Source organism: Xylanimonas ulmi (genome assembly GCF_004216535.1).
Taxonomy (GTDB): domain Bacteria; phylum Actinomycetota; class Actinomycetes; order Actinomycetales; family Cellulomonadaceae; genus Xylanimonas; species Xylanimonas ulmi.
This window is the reverse complement of record NZ_SGWX01000001.1, coordinates 2,664,664-2,686,584: the sequence shown is the minus strand read 5'-3', so window position 1 is coordinate 2,686,584 and position 21,921 is coordinate 2,664,664. Positions and strand designations below refer to the sequence as shown.

The 21,921-nt window shown below is 76.4% G+C and carries 22 protein-coding genes; 17 read left to right on the top strand and 5 right to left on the bottom strand.

What is annotated here, in order from left to right:
• The first annotated feature begins 65 nt into the window (after positions 1 to 65).
• From EV386_RS12430 to dtd, 9 genes are all read left to right on the top strand, one after another.
• Complete coding sequence (locus EV386_RS12430) at positions 66 to 554, top strand: DUF4395 domain-containing protein (protein ID WP_130415430.1); 489 nt, start codon at positions 66 to 68, stop codon at positions 552 to 554.
• Between the two features lie 154 nt (positions 555 to 708).
• Positions 709 to 1,263 carry a heme-binding beta-barrel domain-containing protein gene (locus tag EV386_RS12425; protein WP_130415428.1) on the top strand — a complete coding sequence of 185 codons (555 nt, stop codon included), beginning with the start codon at positions 709 to 711 and terminating at the stop codon, positions 1,261 to 1,263.
• A complete protein-coding gene (gene ygfZ / locus EV386_RS12420; RefSeq protein WP_130415426.1) occupies positions 1,256 to 2,416 on the top strand; it encodes a CAF17-like 4Fe-4S cluster assembly/insertion protein YgfZ in 1,161 nt (386 codons plus the stop codon). Before EV386_RS12425 ends, ygfZ begins: the two co-directional genes overlap by 8 nt.
• 19 nt (positions 2,417 to 2,435) lie before the next feature.
• Complete coding sequence (locus EV386_RS12415) at positions 2,436 to 3,563, top strand: FUSC family protein (protein ID WP_130415424.1); 1,128 nt, start codon at positions 2,436 to 2,438, stop codon at positions 3,561 to 3,563.
• Between the two features lie 108 nt (positions 3,564 to 3,671).
• Entirely contained in the window at positions 3,672 to 3,968 is a 297-nt protein-coding gene (locus EV386_RS12410; protein WP_130415422.1) for a type II toxin-antitoxin system Phd/YefM family antitoxin, read from the top strand.
• Positions 3,969 to 3,983: 15 nt separating this feature from the next.
• A complete protein-coding gene (locus tag EV386_RS12405) occupies positions 3,984 to 4,409 on the top strand; it encodes a type II toxin-antitoxin system VapC family toxin (RefSeq protein WP_130415420.1) in 426 nt (141 codons plus the stop codon).
• A 9-nt stretch (positions 4,410 to 4,418) separates the two neighbouring features.
• Complete coding sequence (locus EV386_RS12400) at positions 4,419 to 4,745, top strand: DUF2516 family protein (protein WP_130415418.1); 327 nt, start codon at positions 4,419 to 4,421, stop codon at positions 4,743 to 4,745.
• A 26-nt stretch (positions 4,746 to 4,771) separates the two neighbouring features.
• Positions 4,772 to 5,758, top strand: coding sequence for an asparaginase (locus tag EV386_RS12395; RefSeq protein WP_242607948.1), 987 nt, complete (start codon positions 4,772 to 4,774; stop codon positions 5,756 to 5,758).
• Positions 5,759 to 5,789: 31 nt separating this feature from the next.
• Positions 5,790 to 6,215: a D-aminoacyl-tRNA deacylase gene (gene dtd, locus EV386_RS12390; protein WP_130415416.1), complete on the top strand. Its 426-nt coding sequence runs from the start codon at positions 5,790 to 5,792 to the stop codon at positions 6,213 to 6,215.
• Positions 6,216 to 6,321: 106 nt separating this feature from the next.
• Here dtd and EV386_RS12385 read toward each other — a convergent pair whose 3' ends face one another.
• A complete protein-coding gene (locus tag EV386_RS12385) occupies positions 6,322 to 6,987 on the bottom strand; it encodes an LPXTG cell wall anchor domain-containing protein (protein ID WP_242607947.1) in 666 nt (221 codons plus the stop codon).
• A gap of 217 nt (positions 6,988 to 7,204) precedes the next feature.
• Complete coding sequence (locus tag EV386_RS12380) at positions 7,205 to 9,118, bottom strand: DUF4012 domain-containing protein (RefSeq protein ID WP_130415414.1); 1,914 nt, start codon at positions 9,116 to 9,118, stop codon at positions 7,205 to 7,207.
• Positions 9,119 to 9,274: 156 nt separating this feature from the next.
• Here EV386_RS12380 and EV386_RS12375 point away from each other — a divergent pair, with 156 nt between their 5' ends.
• The 6 genes from EV386_RS12375 to EV386_RS12350 all read left to right on the top strand — a co-directional run bounded on the left by EV386_RS12375 (position 9,275) and on the right by EV386_RS12350 (position 16,956).
• Entirely contained in the window at positions 9,275 to 9,856 is a 582-nt protein-coding gene (locus EV386_RS12375) for an RNA polymerase sigma factor (protein WP_130415412.1), read from the top strand.
• 144 nt (positions 9,857 to 10,000) lie between these two features.
• The gene (locus tag EV386_RS12370; RefSeq protein ID WP_130415410.1) at positions 10,001 to 11,497 is read left to right on the top strand and encodes a TrbL/VirB6 family protein; all 1,497 of its coding nucleotides are present in this window, start codon (positions 10,001 to 10,003) and stop codon (positions 11,495 to 11,497) included.
• Positions 11,498 to 11,588: 91 nt separating this feature from the next.
• Entirely contained in the window at positions 11,589 to 12,032 is a 444-nt protein-coding gene (locus tag EV386_RS12365) for an OsmC family peroxiredoxin (protein ID WP_130415408.1), read from the top strand.
• A 178-nt stretch (positions 12,033 to 12,210) separates the two neighbouring features.
• Positions 12,211 to 15,201 carry an FAD-binding and (Fe-S)-binding domain-containing protein gene (locus tag EV386_RS12360; RefSeq protein ID WP_165400026.1) on the top strand — a complete coding sequence of 997 codons (2,991 nt, stop codon included), beginning with the start codon at positions 12,211 to 12,213 and terminating at the stop codon, positions 15,199 to 15,201.
• Between the two features lie 68 nt (positions 15,202 to 15,269).
• Positions 15,270 to 16,223: a GNAT family N-acetyltransferase gene (locus EV386_RS12355; protein WP_165399922.1), complete on the top strand. Its 954-nt coding sequence runs from the start codon at positions 15,270 to 15,272 to the stop codon at positions 16,221 to 16,223.
• 61 nt (positions 16,224 to 16,284) lie between these two features.
• Positions 16,285 to 16,956, top strand: coding sequence for a nitroreductase family protein (locus EV386_RS12350; protein ID WP_130415404.1), 672 nt, complete (start codon positions 16,285 to 16,287; stop codon positions 16,954 to 16,956).
• Between the two features lie 34 nt (positions 16,957 to 16,990).
• Here EV386_RS12350 and cofC read toward each other — a convergent pair whose 3' ends face one another.
• On the bottom strand, positions 16,991 to 17,680 hold the full coding sequence (cofC, locus tag EV386_RS12345) for a 2-phospho-L-lactate guanylyltransferase (protein ID WP_130415402.1): 690 nt from the start codon (positions 17,678 to 17,680) through the stop codon (positions 16,991 to 16,993).
• On the bottom strand, positions 17,677 to 18,618 hold the full coding sequence (gene cofD / locus EV386_RS12340) for a 2-phospho-L-lactate transferase (protein ID WP_130415400.1): 942 nt from the start codon (positions 18,616 to 18,618) through the stop codon (positions 17,677 to 17,679). Before cofD ends, cofC begins: the two co-directional genes overlap by 4 nt.
• Positions 18,619 to 18,678: 60 nt before the next feature.
• Here cofD and EV386_RS12335 point away from each other — a divergent pair, with 60 nt between their 5' ends.
• Both EV386_RS12335 and EV386_RS12330 read left to right on the top strand, forming a co-directional pair.
• Complete coding sequence (locus EV386_RS12335) at positions 18,679 to 18,999, top strand: MTH1187 family thiamine-binding protein (RefSeq protein ID WP_130415398.1); 321 nt, start codon at positions 18,679 to 18,681, stop codon at positions 18,997 to 18,999.
• Positions 19,000 to 19,262: 263 nt separating this feature from the next.
• Positions 19,263 to 20,855, top strand: coding sequence for a restriction system modified-DNA reader domain-containing protein (locus EV386_RS12330; RefSeq protein WP_130415396.1), 1,593 nt, complete (start codon positions 19,263 to 19,265; stop codon positions 20,853 to 20,855).
• 41 nt (positions 20,856 to 20,896) lie between these two features.
• On the opposite strand, the gene EV386_RS12325 is transcribed toward EV386_RS12330, so the two are convergent.
• Positions 20,897 to 21,856 (bottom strand): zinc-binding dehydrogenase, encoded by a 960-nt coding sequence (locus tag EV386_RS12325; RefSeq protein ID WP_130415394.1) that lies wholly within the window; start codon positions 21,854 to 21,856, stop codon positions 20,897 to 20,899.
• Positions 21,857 to 21,921 lie beyond the last annotated feature (65 nt).

Sequence of the window (21,921 nt, the reverse complement as noted above, 5' to 3'; positions counted from 1 at the left end):
CGAGCGCCGCCCCGCCCGGCCCGGCGCTCCCACCCACCCGCTTGAGACCTTTCGAGGAGCCCCTGATGTCCCAGCCTGAGCCCGCCCCCTTGGCCCCCGCGGCCGTGTCCGGAATCGACCCGCGCGGACCCCGCTTCGCCGCGGGCGTCACCGCCGTGCTGCTCGCCGTCGCCGTGGTCCTCGGCGTCGGGGAGGCGACGCGCACCGCCGCGCTCGTGCTGCTGATCGTGCTCGCGTTGAGCTTCGCCGTCGGCGCCGCGCGCGGCGCGCAGCACACCTGGCAGGGCTGGGTGTTCCGCACCCTCGTGCGCCCCCGGCTCACCCCGCCCGCCGACCTTGAGGACCCGCGCCCGCCGCGGTTCGCGCAACTCGTCGGCCTGATCGTCACCGGCGTCGGCGCCGTGCTCGGCCTGGTCGGCGTCGGGGCGGCCGTGCCCGTCGCGGCCGCGCTGGCGTTCATCGCCGCGGCGCTCAACGCCGTCGTCGGCCTGTGCCTCGGGTGCGAGCTGTACCTGCTGGGCCGCCGCCTGCGCACGGGGGCGGCGTCAGCGTGAGCCGCGCCGCATCCACCCGGCGCGAACGCGGCTAGGATCGCCCCATGTACGCCGGTCTTGAGGCATTCTTCATCACTCTGCTGGTCATCACGGCGGTTGCGATCGCGTGGTTCGCCGGCTACGTCGTCTACAAGCTGTTCGCGGGCCAGCGCTGATGCCCTTCGCTTTCCCCGAGGGCCTCGCGCCCGAGGTCTATCCGTTGGCGTGGCTCGTCGGCGGGTGGCGCGGAGAAGGCGTCATCGAGCACCCCGCGGTCGGCAAGCGCGCGTTCGTCAACGACGTCGTGTTCGACCACGACGGCGGCCCCTACCTGCGCTACGAGTCGACCGTGCGCGTCCTGGAGGCGGGCCCCGACGACGGCACGGTCTGGTCGACCGAGACGGGCTACTGGCGCGTGTCGAGCGACCGCCCCGAGGGGCTCGACGAGGCCAGCCACGCGCTCGAGGTGCTGCTGGCCGACGCCTCGGGCCGCCTGAGCCTGTTCCTCGGCGTCGTCGGCAACGGCCGCATCGACCTGGCCACCGACTTCGTGGCGCGCACCGCCACGGCCTCCGAGGTCACCGCGGCCAAGCGCGTCTACGGATTGGTCGAGGGCTCCCTGCTGTGGGCCGAGGACCTCGCGGCGTTCGGCCACCCGCTGCGCTCCTACGCCTCCGCCCAGCTCGCCCGGGTCGAGACGCCGGCGCGAGAGGGGCGACCGCATGACTGAGGGCGCCCGCCCCTACGCCAGCTCGCTGCTCGCGCGCCACGGCGCCGTCGCCGCCTCAGGCCCCGACGCCGGGGTCGCCTGGCACTACGGCGACCCGGTCGCCGAACAGCGCGCGCTCGCGCGCGGCGGCGCCGTCGTCGACCAGTCGCACCTGGGCGTCGTGCGCGTCGCGGGCCAGGACCGGCACCAGTGGCTGCACGACATCACCTCGCAGGACCTCGCGGCGCTCGCCCCGCGCGCCTCGACCGAACTGCTGGTCCTCAGCCCCCAGGGGCACATCGAGCACGCCGCGGGCGTGGTCGACGACGGCGAGGCGACCTGGCTGCTCACCGAGGCCGACGACGCCGCGCCGCTCGCCGCCTGGCTCGACCGCATGCGCTTCACCCGCCGCGTCGAGGTCGCCGACGTCACCGCCGACTGGGCCGCGATCGGCGAGCCCGTCGCCGCCGAGGGCGCCCCGGGCGAGCCCGTGACCTGGTGGGACACCTGGCCGCGCGTCGCAGCGGGCGGCACCCGCTACGGCCCCGCCGAGTCCGAGCACCCCGGGGCGGACCGGCCGTGGCGGCTCGTCCTCGTGCCACGGGCCGACCTCGCCGCGCAGGTCGCCGAACGGGAGGCCGCGGGCTGGCGCCTGGCCGGGACGTGGGCCACCGAGGCGCTGCGCGTCGAGGCCTACCGCCCGCGCCTGGCGCGCGAGGTCGACCACCGCACCATCCCGCACGAGCTCGACTGGCTGCGCACCGCCGTCCACCTGCACAAGGGCTGCTACCGCGGCCAGGAGACCGTGGCGCGCGTGCACAACCTGGGCCGCCCGCCGCGCCGGCTGGTGTTCCTGCACTTGGACGGCTCGGGGCATGTGCTGCCCGAGCCGGGCGCCCGGGTGATGCTCGACGGTCGCGAGGTCGGCGCGCTCACCTCGATCGCCCGGCACCACGAGCTCGGTCCCGTCGGGCTCGCCGTCGTGCGCCGCAGCGTGCCCGTCGACGCCGAGCTCGTCGTCGTGGGCGACGTCGCGTCCACCAGCGTCGAGGTCGCCGCCGCGCAAGAGGCCGTCGTGCCCGGCGAGGGGGTGTCGGCCGACCGGCCGCAGTCGCCCGGGCCGCTCACACGGGGGCTGTCCGCGCCGGACCGCCACGGTCTCGGGACCTTCTGAGCGCGACCGAACCCGGCTGATGAGCGCGAGCGCGTCCGTGGACGACCCCGGCCGACCCCGGCTCGCGGGCCGCGTGGTGCGCCGCCTCGTGCTGCGGGCCCGCGCCCGCCAGGGCGTCTCGCGGGTGCGCACCTCGTTCTGGCCCATCGTCCAGGCCGCGGCCGCCGCGGGCCTCGCCTACCTGCTCGGCGGCTGGCTGCTGGGCCACGAGCAGCCGTTCTTCGCCGCGATCGCCGCCTGGGCGTGCCTGGGCTTCACCTTCGACCGGGACGTGCGCAAGATCGCCGAGGTCGCGCTCGGCGTGACGGTCGGGGTGGCCGTCGGCGACCTGGTGGTGCAGCTCATCGGCTCGGGCTGGTGGCAGCTGAGCACCGTGCTCGTGGTCGCGGCCGTCCTCGCGCGCTTCGTCGACCGCGGCGCCGTGCTCGCCGCGCAGGCCGGCACGCAGGCCATCGTCGTCGTCGGGCTGCCCTCGCTCACCGGCGGGCCGTTCGGGCGAGCGGGAGACGCGATGGTGGGCGGCGCCGTCGCGCTCGCCGTCGCCCTGCTGACGCCGACCGACCCGCGCCGCGGGCTGCGCACCCTCGGCAACGTCGCCACGACGGCGCTCGCCGCCGTCGTCGAGCTGGCCGCCGGCGCCGTGCGGGCCGCCGACGCCGACGGGCTCGCCGCCGCGCTCGTGCGGGCGCGCGCGTCGGACCCCGCGCTGTCCGAGTGGCTTGAGCGTGTGCAGCACGCGAGCGAGCAGGCGCGCGTGAGCATCAACCGGGTGCACCGCGACGAGCTCGAACGCCTCGGCGCACAGGCCGTGCTCGTCGAGCGGGCCATGCGCACCGTCCGCGTGCTGGTGCGGCGCGCGCCCTTCGAGCTGCGCCACGCCTCCGCGCCAGAGCGCGCGGTGCTGGCCGACCTGCTCGACCGCTTCGCGGCCGGGGTGCGGCTGCTGGCCGCCGCCGTCTCCACCGGTCAGGACGCCGCCGTCGCGCGCTCGACGCTCACCGAGCTCGCGGGAGCGCTCGACCCGCACGAGACCTCCGACTGGGGTGTGCGGGCGCTCGTCGTGCTGCTGCGCTCGCCCGTGGTCGACGTGCTCGAGGCCGCCGGGGCCGGTCCGCAGGAGGCCCGCGCCGCGCTCGGCGACCTGTGACCCTGCCCACCTCGGGCGACGCCCGTGCGCCAGGATGACGGACATCGGGGGCACGTGACCGCCGCAGGCCCTGGTCCCCGGGATCGGACGGCGGTAGCGTCGCGTCCCATGGAGGTCGCCGTCAGCGCGTTGCGCGCCGAGCTCAAGACGTGGATCGAGAAGGCGCGGGCCGGCGACGAGGTCATCATCACCGACCGTGGCGTCCCGGTCGCGCGCCTGACCGGCATCGCCGCCGCCGACCTGGTCCAGGGTCTGGTGCGCGACGGCCTGCTCACCCCCGCCCAGGCGCAACGTCCCGTCCACGAGGAGCCCGAGCCGGTCGCCGCCGCGCCCGCGGCCGTCGGGGGTGCGGGGGTCGGCGCCCGCGCCGCCGTCTCGGGCCTCGTGCGGCGCATCCGCCGCTGACGGGAGGGCGTGAGCATGGCAGTGGTCTACTTCGACGCGTCGGCGCTGGTCAAACTCGTCGTGCGCGAGTCCGGCTCGGCGCTCGCCTCGGCCCTGTACAACCGCGCCGACGTCGCCGTCACCAGCCGGATCTCCGACGTCGAGGTGCGCGCCGCGCTCGCGGCCGGCAACCGCGCCGGACTGCTCGACGACGCCACGCACGCGGGCGCCGTCGACGCCTGGGCGCGGCTGTGGCCCTCGCTGGCCGTGGTCGAGGTGGGTGAGCAGGTCGCGCGCGACGCCGCCGCGCTGCTGACGACGTCCGCCGTGCCGTTGCGCGCCGGGGACGCGATGCACGTCGCCTCGGCGCTCGCCGTCGCCCACCCGGAGACGGTCGTGGCGGCGTGGGACGAGCACGTCGCCGCTGCGGCGCGGGCGCAGGCCCTGACGGTGTTCCCGTAGGCTCGGCCCGTGCTTGATCTCGTCCGCGGCCTCGTCGGCCTCACCATCTCCCTCGTGGTGCTCGTCGCCGCCGTCGTCGCGATCGCCGACGGCGCCCGCCGGCCCGAACGCGCCTACACGGCCGAGGGCAAGGCGACCAAGACCAAGTGGATGCTCATCCTCGGCGCCGGGCTGCTGTTCGCGGTGCTCGGGGCGCTGGGCATGATCCAGATCGTGCTCAACATCATCGCGATCGGACCGGCCGCCGTGTACTGGTACGACGTGCGCCCGGCCATCAAGCCCTACGGCGCCGGCGGGCCGCGCGGCCCGCGGGGGCCGCAGGGACCCTCGTGGTGAGTGCGGCCGCACCAGCGGTGGGCGACGTGACGGCCCGTGCCGGGCTGCTGGCGCAGGTGGTGCGCGGCGACCTGGTCGAGTCGGCGCACCTGGGCCACCTCGTCGTCCTCGACGCGGCCGGGGACACGCTGCTGGCGGTCGGCGACCCCGACGCCGTGATCTACCCGCGCTCCTCGCTCAAGCCCGTGCAGGCCGTCGCCTCACTGCGCCACGGCTTCACGCCCGGTGACGATCGGCTGCTGGCGCTGGCGGCGTCGAGCCACAACGGCGAACCGGCGCACCTCGACGGTGTGCGCGCGATCCTCGCGGGCGTCGGCCTGGGCGTCGACGCGCTGCGCAACACGCCCGACGTCCCGCTGCACCCACCGGCCGCGCTGGCCTGGCACGACGCCGGGCGCGGACCGGAGCCGCTGGCGCAGAACTGCTCGGGCAAGCACGCCGCGATGCTCGCGGCGTGCGTCGCCCAGGGCTGGGACACCGAGACCTACCTCGACCCGACCCACCCGCTCCAGGTGGCCGTGGCCGCCGCCGTCGCCGAGCTGACCGGGGACGTCGCGGCGCCGCACGTCACCGTCGACGGATGCGGCGCCCCGCTGCTGTCGACCTCGCTGCGCGGGCTCGCGCGCGCGTTCGCCCAGATCGCCGCGGCGCCGGCCCAGTCGCCCGAGGCGCGGGTCGCCCGCGCCATGGCGGCCCACCCCGAGATGGTCGCGGGCACGGGCCGCGACGCCACGGCCGCCATGCGCGCCGTGCCCGGCCTGGTGTGCAAGGACGGCGCCGAGGGCGTCTACGCGGGCGCGCTGCCCGGCGGCCGCGGCGCATTCGCCCTCAAGGTGCTCGACGGCGGCTCGCGGCCGCGGCCCGCGATCCTCGCCGCCGCGCTGCGCGCGGCGGGCGCGCTCGACGTCCCCGGCGTGGACGCGGCGGCGCTGGCCGCGCTGGGCGACGTGCCGGTGCTCGGGCACGGCAGGCCCGTCGGGTCGGTGCGCGTCACGTTCGCGTGCGCGGCGTGAGCCCGGTGCTGGGGATGAGGGCGGTGCTGGGATGAGGGCGGTGCTGCAGCGCGTCACGCGCGCGAGCGTGAGCGTCGACGGGCAGGTCGTCGGCGCCATCGAGCGTCCGGGCCTTGTCGCCCTCGTGGGCGTCACGCACGACGACGGCCCGGCCCAGGCCGACACCCTGGCGCGCAAGATCGCCGAGCTGCGCATCCTGCGCGACGAGCGTTCGGTGCTCGACGCGGCGGCGCCCGTCCTGGTGGTCAGCCAGTTCACGCTCTACGGCGAGACCCGCAAGGGCCGCCGGCCCACCTGGGCGGCGGCGGCGCCGCGGGCCGTCGCCGAGCCGCTCGTCGACGCCGTGGTCGACGGTTTGCGCGGGCGCGGCGTGCAGGTCGCGACGGGATCGTTCGGCGACGACATGGCGGTCGAACTGGTCAACGACGGGCCCGTGACTATCCTGGTCGACGTCTGAGCAGAACGGCCATGGGCCCGCCAGCCCTGACCGGATGTCCGGGCGGAGCCGGCGACCCCGGTGGACCGCACCACCGGGGTCGCCGTCGTCGTCGCGTCAGCGTCCCTTAGGCGCGGCGACGTCGGGTCAGCACGACGACAGTCGCGCCGAGTGCGAGCAGGCCGACGGCGATGGCCGCGAGGCGCGCCACGTCTGAGCCTGTGCGAGGCAGTTGCTCGGCTTCGACTGAGTGGGCGGCCAGGCGGGTCGTGCCGGGCGGGTTCGCGCCGGGCGGGTCGGTGGCGCACTGGGGCGACGACGGCGGGTAGGCCACAGAGACGGTCGCCTCGGGGTTGACCTTGAACTCGACGTCGACGGCGGGGCGGACCCAGTCGAACTCGTCGCCCTCGACCCAGGCGCCGTTCTCCTGATGCCATCCCGGCCAGTCGGCGGCCTTGCCCGAGGCGTCGACGACGGCGCCGGGCCACAGCACGCGGCCGCTCAACGGCAGGTCGGCCATGACGACGTCGGCGCCGGACGGGTTCTCCCACGTGATCGTCACCGTGGTGTTGGGCGTGCCCGTGGGCACGACCGCGTACTGGAGGTAAGGCACGTCGCCGTCGCACAGGGGCGTCAGCACCGTGACGTCGAGCGTCGGCGGTGTGTCGGGCTCGTAGCCCACCTCCGCGGGGGCGTCGGACACGATGTCCGTCGGGTCCGCGGGGTCGGCGCTCGCCACACCCCCCATCAAGATCGTCAGCGCCGCGAGCGTTGACGACGCGGCTACGGCCACACCGACACGCGCCCGAGTGCGACGGCGCGCGGCATCGCGCGAGCGTGCAATCACGGCTGTACCCCCATCGAGGTTCGGGTCTTTGCGAACTCCACGCTAGGCGCGTGGTGTGCGGCGCCGAATCACCCGTCGGGGGTGAAACGACAGGTGAACGGGAGTTTCACCCGGTGGTTAGCCGCGGTGACGGGCTCGGTCCACGGTGCGGTCACAGCGGTGGTCACGGCGCGCACCGGGGCACCGTGGCGGTCAGCAGGCCGCCCGCGTGCGCCGTCGGCGTCGACCAGACCCACAGGCTCCCCGCAGGCCGGGCCCCCTCGCCCCGACCGGCGGCCGGCGACGCGGTCACTGTGACGCGGACCGTCGTGGACTGCCCCGGGGCCAGCGTGATGGTGCCCGACGCCATCGACCGGCCCGCCAGCGGGTGGGTGTCCATGCCGAACCCCTGCCCGTCGCGCTCAAAGCGCGGCGTGGGCTCGCCCTGCGGGCCGGCGACCCGCAGCACGGTCCGCACCGTGCCCGGGGGCACCGGGTTGGTCCACAGCCCCGCCACGTACGAGGGCAGCGTGGCGGCGTCGGGCGGCGCGGTGGACGTCAGCGTGACGTCGATCGTGTCGAGGCGGCCCCGGTCGGTGCACTGTGAGGTGACCAGGGTGATCGAGGTGTCGAGGTACCAGCTCATCTTGCCCACCACGGGGTCGTCGAAGAACACCCCGACGTCGTCGGCCGCGGCCGGTGAGGACAGGAACGTCCCGGCGATCACCGTCCCGGACAGCTCGGCCTGCTCGGACGGGTGCGCCGACCACACCCGCACACGGTGCTCGGAGGCGCTCGCGGCCAGTGCGGCGAGCAGGTCGGCGCCGTTGGCGTCCGACTCGAGGTGGCTTGCGGCCTGCGTGACGAGGGCGCCGAAGAACGCGTCGGCCTCCTCGGGCGCGAACGCGAGTGAGGTGTACACCTCGTGTTCGAGCACCTGGACGGCGTTGTCGGCGCTCACCGACAGGCTCGCGACGCCGAGGGCCGCCGCGCGGCTGGGCGGCAACGGCACGTCGACCGGACCCGTGACCGCCAGGATGCGGGCGAGCGCGACCGGATCGGTCGCCAGGACGCCGTCGACCTGCTCGCCTTGGGACTGCGCCCACATCTGCGCCGCGAGCGCCGCCGTCGTGGGGAACTCCGGTGTCATCGACAGGTCCTGGACGAACCGCGCGGGTCGGTCCGAGAAGATCTGGGCCGTCTGCGGATCGAGTTCGGCCACGGGGGTCGGGAACACGGGCAGGTCGCTGCCGGCGATCTCGCGGACCACCTCGACCCGTCCCGCCTCGGCCCGCAGCTCGACCACGGCGCCGACGATGCCGCCGCCCGTGCGCAGCTCGGCGTTGGTCAGCGCGAGCACGAGGTAGGTGCGCGGTCCGTCCGCGCCGAGCATCGCGGGCAGGAGGGTGGTGGCGCGGTCGGCCGTCGCGACCGCGCCGGACATGTCGAGGACGCGGGTGCGCAGGGTCTCGATCGGCTCGGCCAGCCGCGCGAGCAGCCGCGTGGTGTCGAGCGTGGAGAGGCTCGTGGTGACCGCGTCCATCGTGGTGTGCGCCGCGCTGACCCGTGGGGCGATCTCGCGCAGGGCGTCCACGTCGACGGCGCCGTCGGCGTGCCCGGTGGCCGCGACGGCCGTGCGCACGTCCGCGAGCACGGGCGCGACGTCCCGGGCGACGTCGTCGAGCGCCGCGGCGACGCGGGCGACCGCGTCGAGGTTGGGGCCGAGCACGGGCAGGCGGGCGCCGAGCGACCACAGCGGCCCGTTGGTGCGCTCCCGCGCGGTGGCGGTGTCGCGCGCGAGCCCGTCGAGCTGCGCGGTCAGCGTCGCGTGGTCCCCGCTCGCGGCCACCGCCGCCTGGAGCGCGGGCACGCGCGCCGCGGCCGACTCGAGCGCGGCCTGGGCGTCGCGGGCGTCGCGGGCCACCAGCAGGGATGCGGCCGCGACCGCCAGGACGAGGGCCGCCAGCACGATGGACGCGGCGCGTCGCCACCGCCGTCGGCGGGCGCGCGCGGGGAGCCGGGAGTCCGCCGCCTGCCCGGCGGCGGCGCCGGGCGCGGCGTCCACGGGCCCCGGCGCCAGCCCCGGCTCGGTCGTCACGCTGCTCAGGCTAGGTGCGCGCACGGGGGCGGTCAGCGCCCGTGACGGGTGAACCAGGGATGAAACCCGCGCATCCCGCGCCGCGCAGCGTGCGTCCGTGTCCAGCCGGCGTACGGCGGCGTGCAAGGAAGGGCGCCGTCACGACACAGTGAGGGCATGGACCGGTCCCGTGAGGCCGACGGCCGCAACGACGACGCCACCACCGCCGGGCGCGACGCGGCCTGGTTCGACGCGCTCTTCGCCGCGCACGCGACGGCCCTGCACCGCTACTTCGTGCGGCGACTGCCCGACGGCGGCACGCACGCCGACGCCGCCGAGGACCTGGCCGCCGAGGTGCTCGCGACCGCCTGGCGGCGACGCGACGACGTGCCGCGCGGCGCCGAGCTCGCGTGGCTGTACCGCACGGCCGGGTTCGTGCTGGCCAACCACCGCCGCAAGGCGCGCGCCGTCCCCCTCGCCGCCGTGCCCGAGGCGCTGGACGACGTCGACCCGTCGCAGCTCGCCCTCGACGACGAGCGGGTGCGCCGCGTCCTGGGGCGCCTGTCGGCCCGCGACCGGCAGATCCTCCTGCTGGTCGCGTGGGACGGGCTGCGCGGTGACGACCTCGCGGACGTGCTCGGCCTCTCGCGCGGCGGCGCCGACGCCGCGCTGTCGCGGGCGCGGGCGCGGCTCGGCGTCGCGTGGGACGAGACCGACGCCGACGACGCGCCGGGCCCTCGGGCGGCGCGCGGTCGGTAGCCCCGCCGCGTGGGCGGGCCTGCCGCGTCGGTGGTCCTGCGTCGTCGGTGGTCCTGCGTCGTGGGGCGCCGCGCTGCAAGGCCACGACGCCCCAGGACACAGAAGGGGTGCGGGCCGACGCCCGCGAGGACGAAGGAGACGGCCATGAACGACGACCCCGTGAACGAGAGCCCCGACGGCGCCCTGCCGGAGCCGGAGGCGCCCGACCGCGACGCGTTCGACCGTCTCGTCGCGGCCGACCCCGCGGCGCACGTGGCGGCGCGACCCGGCGTGCTGCGCGCGAAGGTCGAGGCATGGGCCGACGCGCCGTCGAGCGGGCCTGAGCTCTCCGACGGCGGGCATGGATCGCCCGCCGGCGCGGCCGGGTCCGACGGCGCGTCCGGGTCCGACGGTGCGTCCGGGTCCGACGGTGCGGCCGGGGCGGGCGACGAGCTCGCCGTGCGCCGTCGTCGTCGCGTCCCCACCCTGGTCGCCGCGGCCGTCGCGGGCGCCGTCGTGCTGGGCGGCGGCGGGTACGCGCTGGGCGCGCGCACAGGCTCGGGCGAGGCCTCGGACGCGAGCGCCGTGGCCGAGGCGGCCGGGTTCGCCGTGCCGGGGTCGGCGCAGCCCCAGGTCGCCGGTGGCGCGGACGCACGCTCCGACGCGTCCGGCGAGTCGGGCGCACAGGGGCTCGGCGCGGGCCGCGAGCAGGCCGCCGACAGCGCCGTCAGCTCGGCCGGAGACCAGGCCTGGGCGCGCTATTACGGTCGCACCACGTTCCGCGAGTCCGGCCTGTCGCAGGAGGGCGGCAGCGCGGCGGCCTATGCGTTCGACGCCCGCGCGGCCGCCAGCGCCGAGACCGCCGCGCGCGTCGCGCAGGCGTTCGGCGTCGAGGGGCAGGTGCGCGACGACGGGTGGTCGTGGGCGGTGGGGTCCCAGGACGGCTCGGGGCCCCAGGTGTGGGTCGCGCGCGACGGCCGCGCCACGGTCGGGTACACGAACCCGTCGCTCGACCCGTGGCAGTGCGAGGCGGCCGAGGACGGCATGTGCCCGACGCCGCCGGCGACGTCGGTCGACGACGCCACCGCGGCCACGGCGCTCGCCGACGCGATGCGCTCGCTCGGGCTCGACCCGGCGCAGTTCGAGGTCAGGGTCGAGCCGCGGTCGGGCGAGGACGCCACGCGGTGGGCCACCGCACGGCGCGTGGTCGGCGGGACGCTGACGGATGACACGTGGAGCGCGACCGTCTCCGACGCCGGCCTGGTGTGGCTCGACGGGGCGCTCGCGGACGTCGTCGCGCTCGGCGAGTACGCCGTCGTGAGCCCGGCCGAGGCGGTGCGCCGACTCGGCGACCCGCGGTTCGGGGCGTCGTCGCCGATCATGCCGCTGGTCGACGACGGGCTGGCGCGCGACGTCATGCCCGCTCAGGAGCCGGCGCCCGCGCCGACGGTCCCGGAGCCGCCCACGCAGGCCGGGGCGATCCCGTGGCCCGTCACCGACGTGACGATCACGGGCGCGCGGCTCGGCCTGACCGAGATGTGGCTCGACTCGGGCGCGGTGGTGTTCCTGCCCGCCTACGAGCTCAGCAACGCCGAGGGCTACACCTGGTCGGTGATCGCCGTCGTCGACGGATCGCTCGACTTCGCCGCGCCCCTGGGGTGACCTTCGCCGCGGCGGAGGGGATACGTTCGGCAGTGGCGCCGTCGGTGTGGCGGCGCCGCATCGCCACTCCGTCACGAAAGAGCAGGTCCCCATGCCTATCCGTACCGCACGCACCGCCTGGAACGGCACGCTCGAGCAGGGCTCCGGCCAGGTCGAGCTGTCCAGCTCGGGCGCGGCGACGTTCGACGTCTCGTTCCCGCGCCGCGCGGCCGACGATGCCGAGGGCGTCACGAGCCCCGAGGAGCTCATCGCGGCCGCCCACACGTCGTGCTTCGCGATGCAGTTCTCGGCCGAGATCGCGCAGGCCGGCGGCACGCCCGAGCAGGTCGAGGTCACGGCCGACGTGACGCTCGCGCCGGACCCCGCGGGCGGCTTCCGCATCCCGCGCATCGCGCTCACGGTCACGGGCTACGCCTCGGGCCTCGACGCCGCGGGCTTTGAGGCCGCGGCGCAGAGCGCCAAGGCGAACTGCCCGGTCTCCAAGGCCCTGAGCGGGGTCGCCGAGATCACCCTCGACGTCACCTTCGAGGCCTGACCCCCGCTCCCACCCACCCGGGTGTGCGTCCGGCCCGGGTGGGGCGGGTGTGGGGCTCCCGCGTGCCGCGGGCCGCCCGACGGCGGTGCGCGGTGCGAGAATCGGGCGCGTGCCTGGACCGAGCCCTGTGACCGAGAACCAGCCAGCCGCCACCCCCACGCCGGGGGCGGGCCGCCTCATCGAGGCGGAGCGGGCCGCGGCCGCGGCGCGTGAGGCCGTCGCCGGCGCGTTGCGCACCGTCGTGGTGCGCGGCGCCGTCGAGTCCGGCGCCCGGCGCCGCGCCGAGTACGCGACCGACGCCTCCAACTACCGCGTGGTGCCCGACGTCGTCGTGTTCCCCCACACGCCCGACGAGCTCGTCGGGGCGCTGGAGGTGCTGCGCGAGCTCAAGGTTCCCGTCACCGCGCGCGGCGCCGGCACCTCCGTCGCCGGCAACGCCGTAGGCCCCGGCGCCGTCATCGACCTGTCGCGCCACCTCCACCAGGTCGTGAGCGTCGACGCCGAGGCCCGCACCGCCGCTGTCGAGCCCGGCACGGTCATGTCGAGCCTGCAACAGGCCGCGGCGCCGCACGGGCTGCGCTTCGGCCCCGACCCCTCGACGCAGAACCGGGCCACGCTCGGCGGCATGATCGGCAACAACGCGTGCGGCCCGCACGCGGTCGCCTACGGGCGCACGGCCGACAACGTGGTGGCGCTCGACGTCGTCGACGGGCGCGGACGCCGCTTCACCGCGGGCGCGGGCGACCCCGACTTCCCACAGGTGCCGGGCCTCAAGGAGCTCGTGCGCGAGAACCTCGCGCTCATCCGCACCCAGTTCGGGCGCTTCGGCCGCCAGGTCTCGGGCTACTCGCTCGAGCACCTGCTGCCCGAGAACGGCTCCGACCTCGCCAAAGCGCTCGTGGGCACCGAGGGCACGTGCGTCACGGTGCTGGGCGCCACGCTGCGGCTGGTGCCGCTGCCGCGCAAGCCCACGCTCGTGGTGCTCGGCTACGCCGACATGCCGTCGGCCGCCGACGACGTGCCCGCGCTGCTCGCGGTCGGCTCGCAGGAGGACGGCAGTGCCGCGCTCGCGATCGAGGGGCTCGACGCGCGCCTGGTCGACGTCGTGCGCAAGGCGCGCGGCGCCGACGCCGTCCCGCCGCTGCCCGACGGCGCGGGCTGGCTCATGATCGAGGTCTCGGGCGCCACGCAGGAGGAGGCGCTGGGCCACGCCGAGGCGATCGTCGCGGCGAGCGCCGCGGTCGCCTCCCAGATCCACCCCGCGGGCCCCGAGGCCACCAAGATGTGGCAGATCCGGGCCGACGGCGCGGGCCTGGCCGGGCGCACCCCCGCGGGCGAGCAGGCCTGGCCCGGCTGGGAGGACTCGGCGGTGCCGCCCGACAAGCTCGGCGCCTACCTGCGCGACCTGGACGCGCTCATGGCGCGCTACGGCGTCGACGGCCTGCCCTACGGGCACTTCGGCGACGGCTGCGTGCACCTGCGCATCGACATCCCGATGGAGGCCTCGGGCTCGGTGCTGCGCACCTTCATGACCGAGGCGGCCGAGCTCGTGGCCCGCTACGGCGGCTCGCTGTCGGGCGAGCACGGCGACGGGCGCGCCCGCTCCGAGCTGCTGCCGCTCATGTACAGCCCCGAGGCGATCGCGCTGCTCGCGCGGTTCAAGGCGCTGTTCGACCCGCAGGACGTGCTCAACCCGGGTGTCGTGGTGCGCCCCGCGGCGATCGACGCCGACCTGCGCCGCCCCGCGGCCCGCCCCGTGCCGTCGACGCGCCCCATCGACTCACGCGACGGCGGCGCGCGCGAGGGCGGGTCGCTGCGCGGCGTCGAGCGCAAGGCCGGCCACGCCGGCTTCTCGTTCCAGCACGACCACCACGACCTGACGACGGCGGTGCACCGCTGCGTCGGCGTCGGCAAGTGCCGCGCGGACAACCACGCGTCCGGTGGGTTCATGTGCCCCAGCTACCAGGCCACGAAGGACGAGAAGGACGTCACGCGCGGGCGCGCCCGCGTGCTGCAGGACGCCGTCAACGGCCGGCTCATCGGCGGCCTCAACGCCGTCGAGGTACGTCAGTCGCTCGACCTGTGCCTGAGCTGCAAGGCGTGCTCGGCCGACTGCCCGGCCGGGGTCGACATGGCCCAGTACAAGTCCGAGGTGCTGCACCGCACCTACAAGGGCCGCCTGCGCCCCGTCGACCACTACGTGCTGGGGTGGCTGCCGCGCTGGACGCGGCTCATCGGCCCGTTCGCGCCCCTGGTCAACAAGGTGCTGGGCGTGCGCCCGATCGCCCAGGCCATGCTGTGGCTCGGCGGCATGGACCCGCGCCGTCAGATGATGCGCTTCGCCGAGGTGCCGTTCCACACCTGGTGGCGGCGGGGCAACGCCACGCAGGGCGTGCCGGGGCTGGGCCACCGCCAGCGCCCGGGCCGGCCCGCCACGGGGGAGCACCCCCAGGTCGTGCTGTGGACCGACTCGTTCAGCGACGCCATGGCGCCCTCGGTGCCGCAGGCGGCGGTGAAGGTCCTGACCGCGGCGGGCTACGACGTCGTCGTGCCCGACCAGGAGGCGTGCTGCGGCCTGACCTGGATCTCCACGGGCCAGCTCGACGGCGCCCGCCGCCGCCTGGCGAACCTGCTGTCGGTGCTGGGGCCGTACGCGGTCAACGGCATCCCGATCCTCGGCCTGGAGCCGTCGTGCACCGCCGTGCTGCGCTCGGACCTGCTCGACCTGTTCCCGGACGACCCGCGCGCCGCGGCGGTCGCGGCCGCCACGCGCACGGTCGCCGAGCTGCTGACCGAGCCCGAGACGGCGCCCGCGCCCGAGACCGGGTGGCGCATGCCCGACCTGAGCGACCTCAAGGCCGTGGTGCAGCCGCACTGCCACCACCACTCGGTCATGGGCTACCAGGCCGACGAGCGGCTCCTGCGCGACGGCGGCGCCAGCATCGAGGTGCTGGCGGGCTGCTGCGGCCTCGCCGGCAACTTCGGCATGCAGAAGGGGCACTACGACGTCTCGGTCGCGGTCGCGCAGAACGCGCTGCTGCCGGCGCTGCGCGCGGCCGAGGAGGGCACGCAGTACCTGGCCGACGGCTTCTCCTGCCGCACCCAGGCAGTGCACCTGGCGGGCGTCGAGGGCAAGGCGCTGATCGAGGTCCTCGCGGAGCGGATCTGAGTGCCAGCGATCAGACAACATTCGGTTGAAGGCCTAACTTGCGCCCGATGGCACGTAGTCTGCCGGGCGTGACTGTCCAGCTGCTGCCGTTCCCGGCCGCCGACTACGCCGCGTGGCGCGCCGCGCAGGTGGAGCGTCGTCGACGCTGGCAGTTCACCCCGTTGTGGGCCGACGACGCCGCCGCCACCGCGCAGGCGCGCGAGGCGGTCGACGAGCTCGCCCCCGCCGAGGGGCTCAGCGGCACGCAGCTGCTGCGCGTGCTGGACTCCGACGGCGACGACGGCTGGGTCTGGCTCATGCGCCAGGAGCGCGACCTGCTGGTGCTCGACGCCGAGTCCGACGCCCCGCCCGACCGGCTGCTCGCGCTCCTGGAGGCCCACGCGCGCGCCGCGAGCGCGACCGCGCTCATCCTCGACCGGATGGTCGCGGCCCCGACGACGGCGGCGCTCGCCGCGCAGGGCGGGTTCACCGTGGTGAGCCAGACCATGGCGCTCGACCTCGCGGACGCGGTGGACACGGAGGACGGCCCCCCGGTGACCCTGCGGCCCATGACCGACGCGTCGTTCGCCGCCTACCTCGACGCCGCCGTGGACGAGTACGCGCGCGAGATCCGCAGCACCGACCACGTGGCGTGGGGCGAGGCGCTCGACCACTCGCGCAAGGACTACGAGGACCTGCTGCCGCAGGGGCGCGCGTCGGCCGGGCACGTGCTGCTCGACGTCGTCGAGTCGCAGGCGGGCGCCCGCGTGGGCGCGCTGTGGCTGGAGGTGCGTCCGCCGTCGGCGGCGTTCGCCTATGACGTGTATCTGCAGCCCGACTGGCGCGGTCGCGGGCTGGGTCGCGCCGCCGTGGGCGCGGCGGCGCGGTGGTGCCGGGGTGAGGGCGTGCGCGTGCTGGGGCTCAGTGTGTTCGGGCGCAACGCGGCGGCCCGCGCGCTGTACGACTCGCTCGGGTTCACGGTGGTGGTCGAGGCGCTGCGGCGCCCGGTGGAGCCGGCCCCGCCGGTCGCCGGCCCGCGCTGACGGCGCCGCAGGGCGCTGCGAGCCGCTGCGGCGCGCTGCGGCGCGCTGCGAGGATGGGCGCATGGAGTTCCAGGACGTCGTGCGCCGACGGCGCATGGTGCGGTCGTTCACCGACGAGCCGCTGACGCCCAAGCAGGTCGAACGCGTGCTCGGCAACGCCGTGCGCGGCCCGTCGGCGGGGTTCACGCAGGGCTGGGCGTTCCTCGTGCTGGAGGAGCCGGGCGACCGTGAGCGGTTCTGGGCCGCGACGACCCCGACGACGTCGGCGCGCGACCTGAGCGGCTGGCGCGCGGGCCTGCGCAGGGCGCCGTTGATCGTGGTGCCGATGGCGTCGAAGCAGGCCTACCTGCGCCGCTACGCGGAGCGGGACAAGGCGGGCGCCCGGCTCGCGACGCCCGGCGCGTGGACGCCCGCCGACGAGGCGCGCTGGCCCGTGCCGTACTGGCACGTCGACGTCGGGATGGCGGCGCTGCTCATGCTGCAGACCGCCGTCGACCTGGGCCTGGGCGCGTGCTTCTTCGGCATCGGCGGACCCGAGCGGCCCGCGTTCCACGCCGAGTTCGGCGTGCCGGAGGAGTGGGAGCCGACGGGGGTGGTCGCCGTCGGGCATCGCGCGCAGGAGCCGGGGGCGGCCGGGTCGCCCGCGCGGCGTGAGCGCAAGCCGTTGGAGCAGGTCGTGCACCGAGGGCAGTTCCGCGCGACGGAGACGACGGGCGGTCCGTCCGCAGGGTGAGGCCGCGGCGCCGACCCGGCGTGGGCGGCGCGCGTCAGCCGGCGAGCCGCGCCCGCGTGGTCGCCGGCAGGCCGTCCCAGTCGTCGATGGTGTCGAGGTCGGCGGCGGCGCCCGGTCGTCGCACGACGACGGCGCGCAGCCCGTGGCGCGCGGCCTGCGCCTCGTGGGCCGCGCGCGAGCCGACGCCGAACTGGAAGTCGAACGGGGCGTCGGCGGGCAGCGCGAGCAGGTTGGTGCCCGCGTCGTGCCGGTCGGTGGCGATCGCGACTCCCGCGCCCGCCCGGGCGCCGTCCCCTACACCGTCTCGCGCGCCGTCCCGCGCGGCGGCGAGCACGGCCGCGACGTCGTCGGACGTGAGCGAGGGCAGGTCGGCGTGCGCCACGAGCAGCGTCGCGCCCGGGGACTCGCGCCGGATGCGCTCACGCGCGAGGTCGAGCGCGGCGTTGAGCCCGGGCTGCGTCTCCGGCTGGGGGAGCACGGCGACCGGGACGCGGCCCGTGTCGAGCCCCGCGAGCGCCTGCGCCGCGAACGGCGGGTCGGCCGTCACGACCACGACGCGGCTGACCAGCCCGTCCGTGGTGAGCGTCGCCACGACGTGCCGGGCGAGCGTGACGATGAGGCGGCGACGCTGCGCGGGCGCGAGCGCCGTCGCGAGCCGCGACTTGCCGCTGACGCCGTCACGCAGGGGCACGACCGCGACGACGGGCGCCGCCGGCGCTGTCACGGCAGCGCGTGCCCCGCGACGGCGAGCACCTGGCGGGCCAGGCGCTCGCGGCCGGCCGGGCCGCCCATGATGGTGTCGGTCACCACGACCTCCAGGCCCAGGTCGCGGATCGCGGGGGCGAGCGCGACGTCGGTGTCGTCGACCACCATGACGTCGACCAGTCCCGTGTACAGGCGGGCGACGCCGAGCGCCGAGACGTCATGGCCCAGCGTCTCCAGGATCTGCGCGGCGGGGCCCTTGATCGCCTGGCCGCCGACGATGGGGCTCACCGCGACGCGCCGCGCCGCCGTCGCGCGCACGGCCTCGCGCACGCCGGCGACGCCCAGCACCGGGAACACCGACAGGAACGGGTTGGACGGCGCGATGATGACCACATCGGCGTCCGCGACGGCGTCGAGCACCCCGGGGGCCGGGCGCGCGGCGTCGATGCCCTCGAACTCGACGCTGAGCACGGCGTCGGCGTGGCGGCGGCGCACGAAGTACTCCTGGAACGCCAGGCGCCCCGAGGGGGTGTCGACGAGCGTGGCGACGCGGTCGTCGGTCACCGGCAGCAGGCGGGCGTTGACGCCGAGCGCCGCCGCGAGCTGCGCGGTGACCTCGCTGAGCGGGGCGCCGGCGCGCAGCCGCGCGGTGCGCGCGATGTGGGTGGCCAGGTCCTTGTCGCCGAGCGTGAACCAGGTGTCCTCGCCGAGCGCCGCGAGCTGGGTGAGCGTCGCGTAGGTCTCACCGCGCAGACCCCAGCCGCGCTCCTCGTCGTTCAGGCCCGCGAGCGTGTAGAGCACGGTGTCCAGGTCAGGGGAGATCCACAGGCCGTGCAGCTCGGTGTCGTCGCCCACGTTGACCACGACGTCGGGGCTCACCCCGGCGAGCGCGATCCCGTGCGCCAGACGGGCGCCTCCCACTCCACCGGCCAACACGGTCACGCGAGGAACAACCACGCGCCGAGCCTACGCGCCGCGTGGGGCATGGCGGTCCCCGGAGCGGGGCAGGATGGGGGCATGGCTGTCTTCGCGTTTTCCGTCGCCCCGCTCGGAGCGGGCGAGTCCGTCGCCGACGAGGTCGCCGAGGCCGTGCGCGTCGTGCGCGAGTCCGGGCTGCCCAACCGGACCACGTCGATGTTCACCGAGATCGAGGGCGAGTGGGACCAGGTGATGCCCGTCATCAAGGCCGCGACCGAGGCGGTCGGCGCCGGTGGGCGCCGCGTGTCGCTGGTCCTCAAGGCGGACATCCGCCCCGGGTTCACCGGCCAGCTCGACGCCAAGGTCGCGCGCGTCGAGGAGCGTCTGGCCGCCGACGCCGCCGACGAGGGCCGCAGATAGGACGGGGGTCGGCTCGCCCCGCCCCGCGAGGACGAGCCGCCCCGAAGCGCGGGCGGCGAGCGCACGAGCGCGAACGCCGCGGGGGCCGCGCGTGTCAGCGCGCGCCAGGTGAGCGCTCTCGCGCGACCGGGCGAGCGAGCGCACAACTGGGGACACTGGGACGCGCGTAAAGTGTGCGGCGGCGCCGTCCGCGTGGCGGTCGGCCGCGCGGGGAGCAGCCCGCGCGACGCACTGGAGGACCCACACATCCGGAGGGGGGACGTTTGCCGCTCTTCGAGGTCGAACGCGACCGCCCGCAGCTCGTCAAGGGCGCGGACTCGGGTGTGGGGACGACCGCGCACCGCGTCGTCGACTCCCACATCGACGGCCTGCTCGGTGAGCAGGTCTTCCCCGTGTGTCCGGGCTCCGGACCCGACGAGCCGCACCTGCTGGCCCTCGACGCGTCCGGCGCCCCCGTCGTCGTCGAGTTGGTGGCCCGCCTCGACGACGACGCCCTGTCCCGCGCGCTCGACCACGCCGGCGCCGCCGGGCGCATGACCCGCGGTCAGCTCGCCGCGCTCTACCCCGCGGGGCCGCAGGAGTTCCAGCGCGACGTGGCCACGTTCTACGACTCGGTGCCGGTGCGGCGCTCGCAGCCGGGACGCGGCGGCGCCCGCCTGATCGTGATCTGCCAGGAGGCCGAGGAGCGCGTGCTCAACGCGGTCGACTTCCTGCGGCAGCCGTCCATGCCCGTCGAGGTGCTGCGGATCGGGGTTGTGCACGGCAACGACGGGCGCCGGTTCGTCGACGTCTCCCCACTCGTGATCCACCCGGCCTCGGCGCCCGACCGCCCGCAGATCGTGCAGGCGCCGTCGAGCGCGGTGATCGCCTCACCGGCGGCCACCGGGACGCAGGCCACCGCCGAGGACGTCGCGGTGGTCGCCGACGCGTTGAGCCGATCGCCGCAGGGCGGGGCGGGCGCCGAGCAGACCGACCGCCTCGACCCCGTGCCGCTGCCGGGGGTTCCGACGTCGCCGCCCGCCGCCTCGCCCGCGCCCGAACGGGCGACGCCCGCCGTCCGTCCCGTGCGGCGGCGGTCACGCACCGACCGGTTCTCGAACGCCGTGCCGGTGGCGCATGCTGCGGACGCTCCGGCGCCGAGCACGGCTGAGCCGGCCGCGGCGCCCCGGCCGGACACCGCGCCCGTGACCCCTCCGGTCGCGACGACGCCCGTGCCGCCGCCGCCCGCCCCGACATCTCCCGTGCCGCCGCCGCCCGCGCCGATGTCGTCCGAGGCGCCTGCCGCGCCGACACCGCCCGAGGCGGCGCACGCGTGGCTGTCCGAGCCGGCCGGGCACGCCGCGTCCGTGGCCTCGGACCCGGATCGCGCGGCGATCGCCTTCGGTGAGGTGTTCGCCGTCATCAGCAGTCCGCTCGACCCCCACTGGCCGGGCGCGCCCGGCCAGGACGAGCCCTCGGGCGCGCGCTGGGAGGCCCCGTTCGAGCCGCCGCGCCTGCGCCCGGCCCCGGCCCCCGAGCCGTGGTGGCAGTCCCCGGCGCCCGAGCCGCAGCCGGGCGACGCGACGTCGCCGAGCGCGGCCGACGAGGAGGTGGACGCGGACCTCGCCGCGCTCGCCGTGAGCCTCGGCGTCCCGACGCGCCTGGTGTGGGAGCGCCCGCGCCGCGGACAGCGGTTCGAGGCGACGCTGCACCCTGACGGCGTGATCGAGTTGGCGGACGGTGGCCGCTACCGCCACCCTGACGCGGCCGCGAGCGCCGTCTCAGGCTCGCCCGCCGCCCAGGGATGGTCGGTGTGGCGCCTCGGCTCGGGCACAGGCCGCACGCTGACCGAGGAGTTCCGGGCCCGCTTCGCCTGAGCGCCGGACCCGCGACGGCGTGGGCCGTCAGGGCGCGATCGTCAGGGCACGATGACGAGTTTGCCGGTCTGCTCGCCCGCCGCCATGCGCGCGAGCGCCTGTGCCGTCTGGGCCAGCGGGCGCTCGGAGTCGATGACCGGGCGCACGCCGGTGCGGGCGCAGAATGCGAGCAGCGCGGCGAGCTCGGCGCGCGTGCCCATCGTCACGCCACGCACCGAGATCTCCTGGAAGAAGACGCGCGTCAGCTCGGCCGACGGCGCGTCGCCCGAGGTCGCGCCGCACACGGCGATGGTTCCGCCGGGCTTGACCGACCGCACCGAGTGCGCCCACGTCGCCTGGCCCACCGACTCGACGACGGCGTCGACGCGCGCGGGCACGCGCGCGCCCGTCTCGACGGCGTGGGCCGCGCCGAGCGCGAGCGCCCGCTCACGCTTGGCGCCCGAGCGCGAGGTGACGGTGACCTCGAGCCCGGCGGCCGCGCCGAGCACGATCGCGGCGGTGGCCACGCCACCACCGGCGCCCTGCACGAGCACCGACTGCCCGGGCGTGAGCCGGGCGACCGAGAACAGCATCCGGTAGGCGGTCAGGTACGCCGTGGGCAGGCAGGCCGCCTCGGCGAAGGTGAGCGCGGCGGGCTTGGGGAGCAGGTTCGCGGTCGGCACGCTGACGTACTGGGCGAGCGTGCCGGGGTAGCGCTCGGACAGCAGTGAGCGCGGCTCCCGGGGGCCCACCCCGTGGCCGTCGGCGCCGATGACGCCGTGCACGACGACCTCGGTTCCGTCGGGGGCCACACCCGCGGCGTCGGTGCCGAGGATCATGGGCGTCTGCTCGGCGCGCAGGCCCACGCCGCGCAGCGCCCACAGGTCGTGATGGTTGAGCGACGCGGCGCGCACCTCGACGACCGACCAGTTCTCACGCGCCTCGGGCGCGGGTCGTTCGCCGACCACCAGCCCGTCCAGGGGCGCGTCAGGGACCAACTGGGCGGCGTAAGCGGCGAGCATCCGGCCAACGTACCGCCGAGCGTCCCGCAGTGTCGGCTTCCCTGGCTCGGAAGAAGACGCTCCGG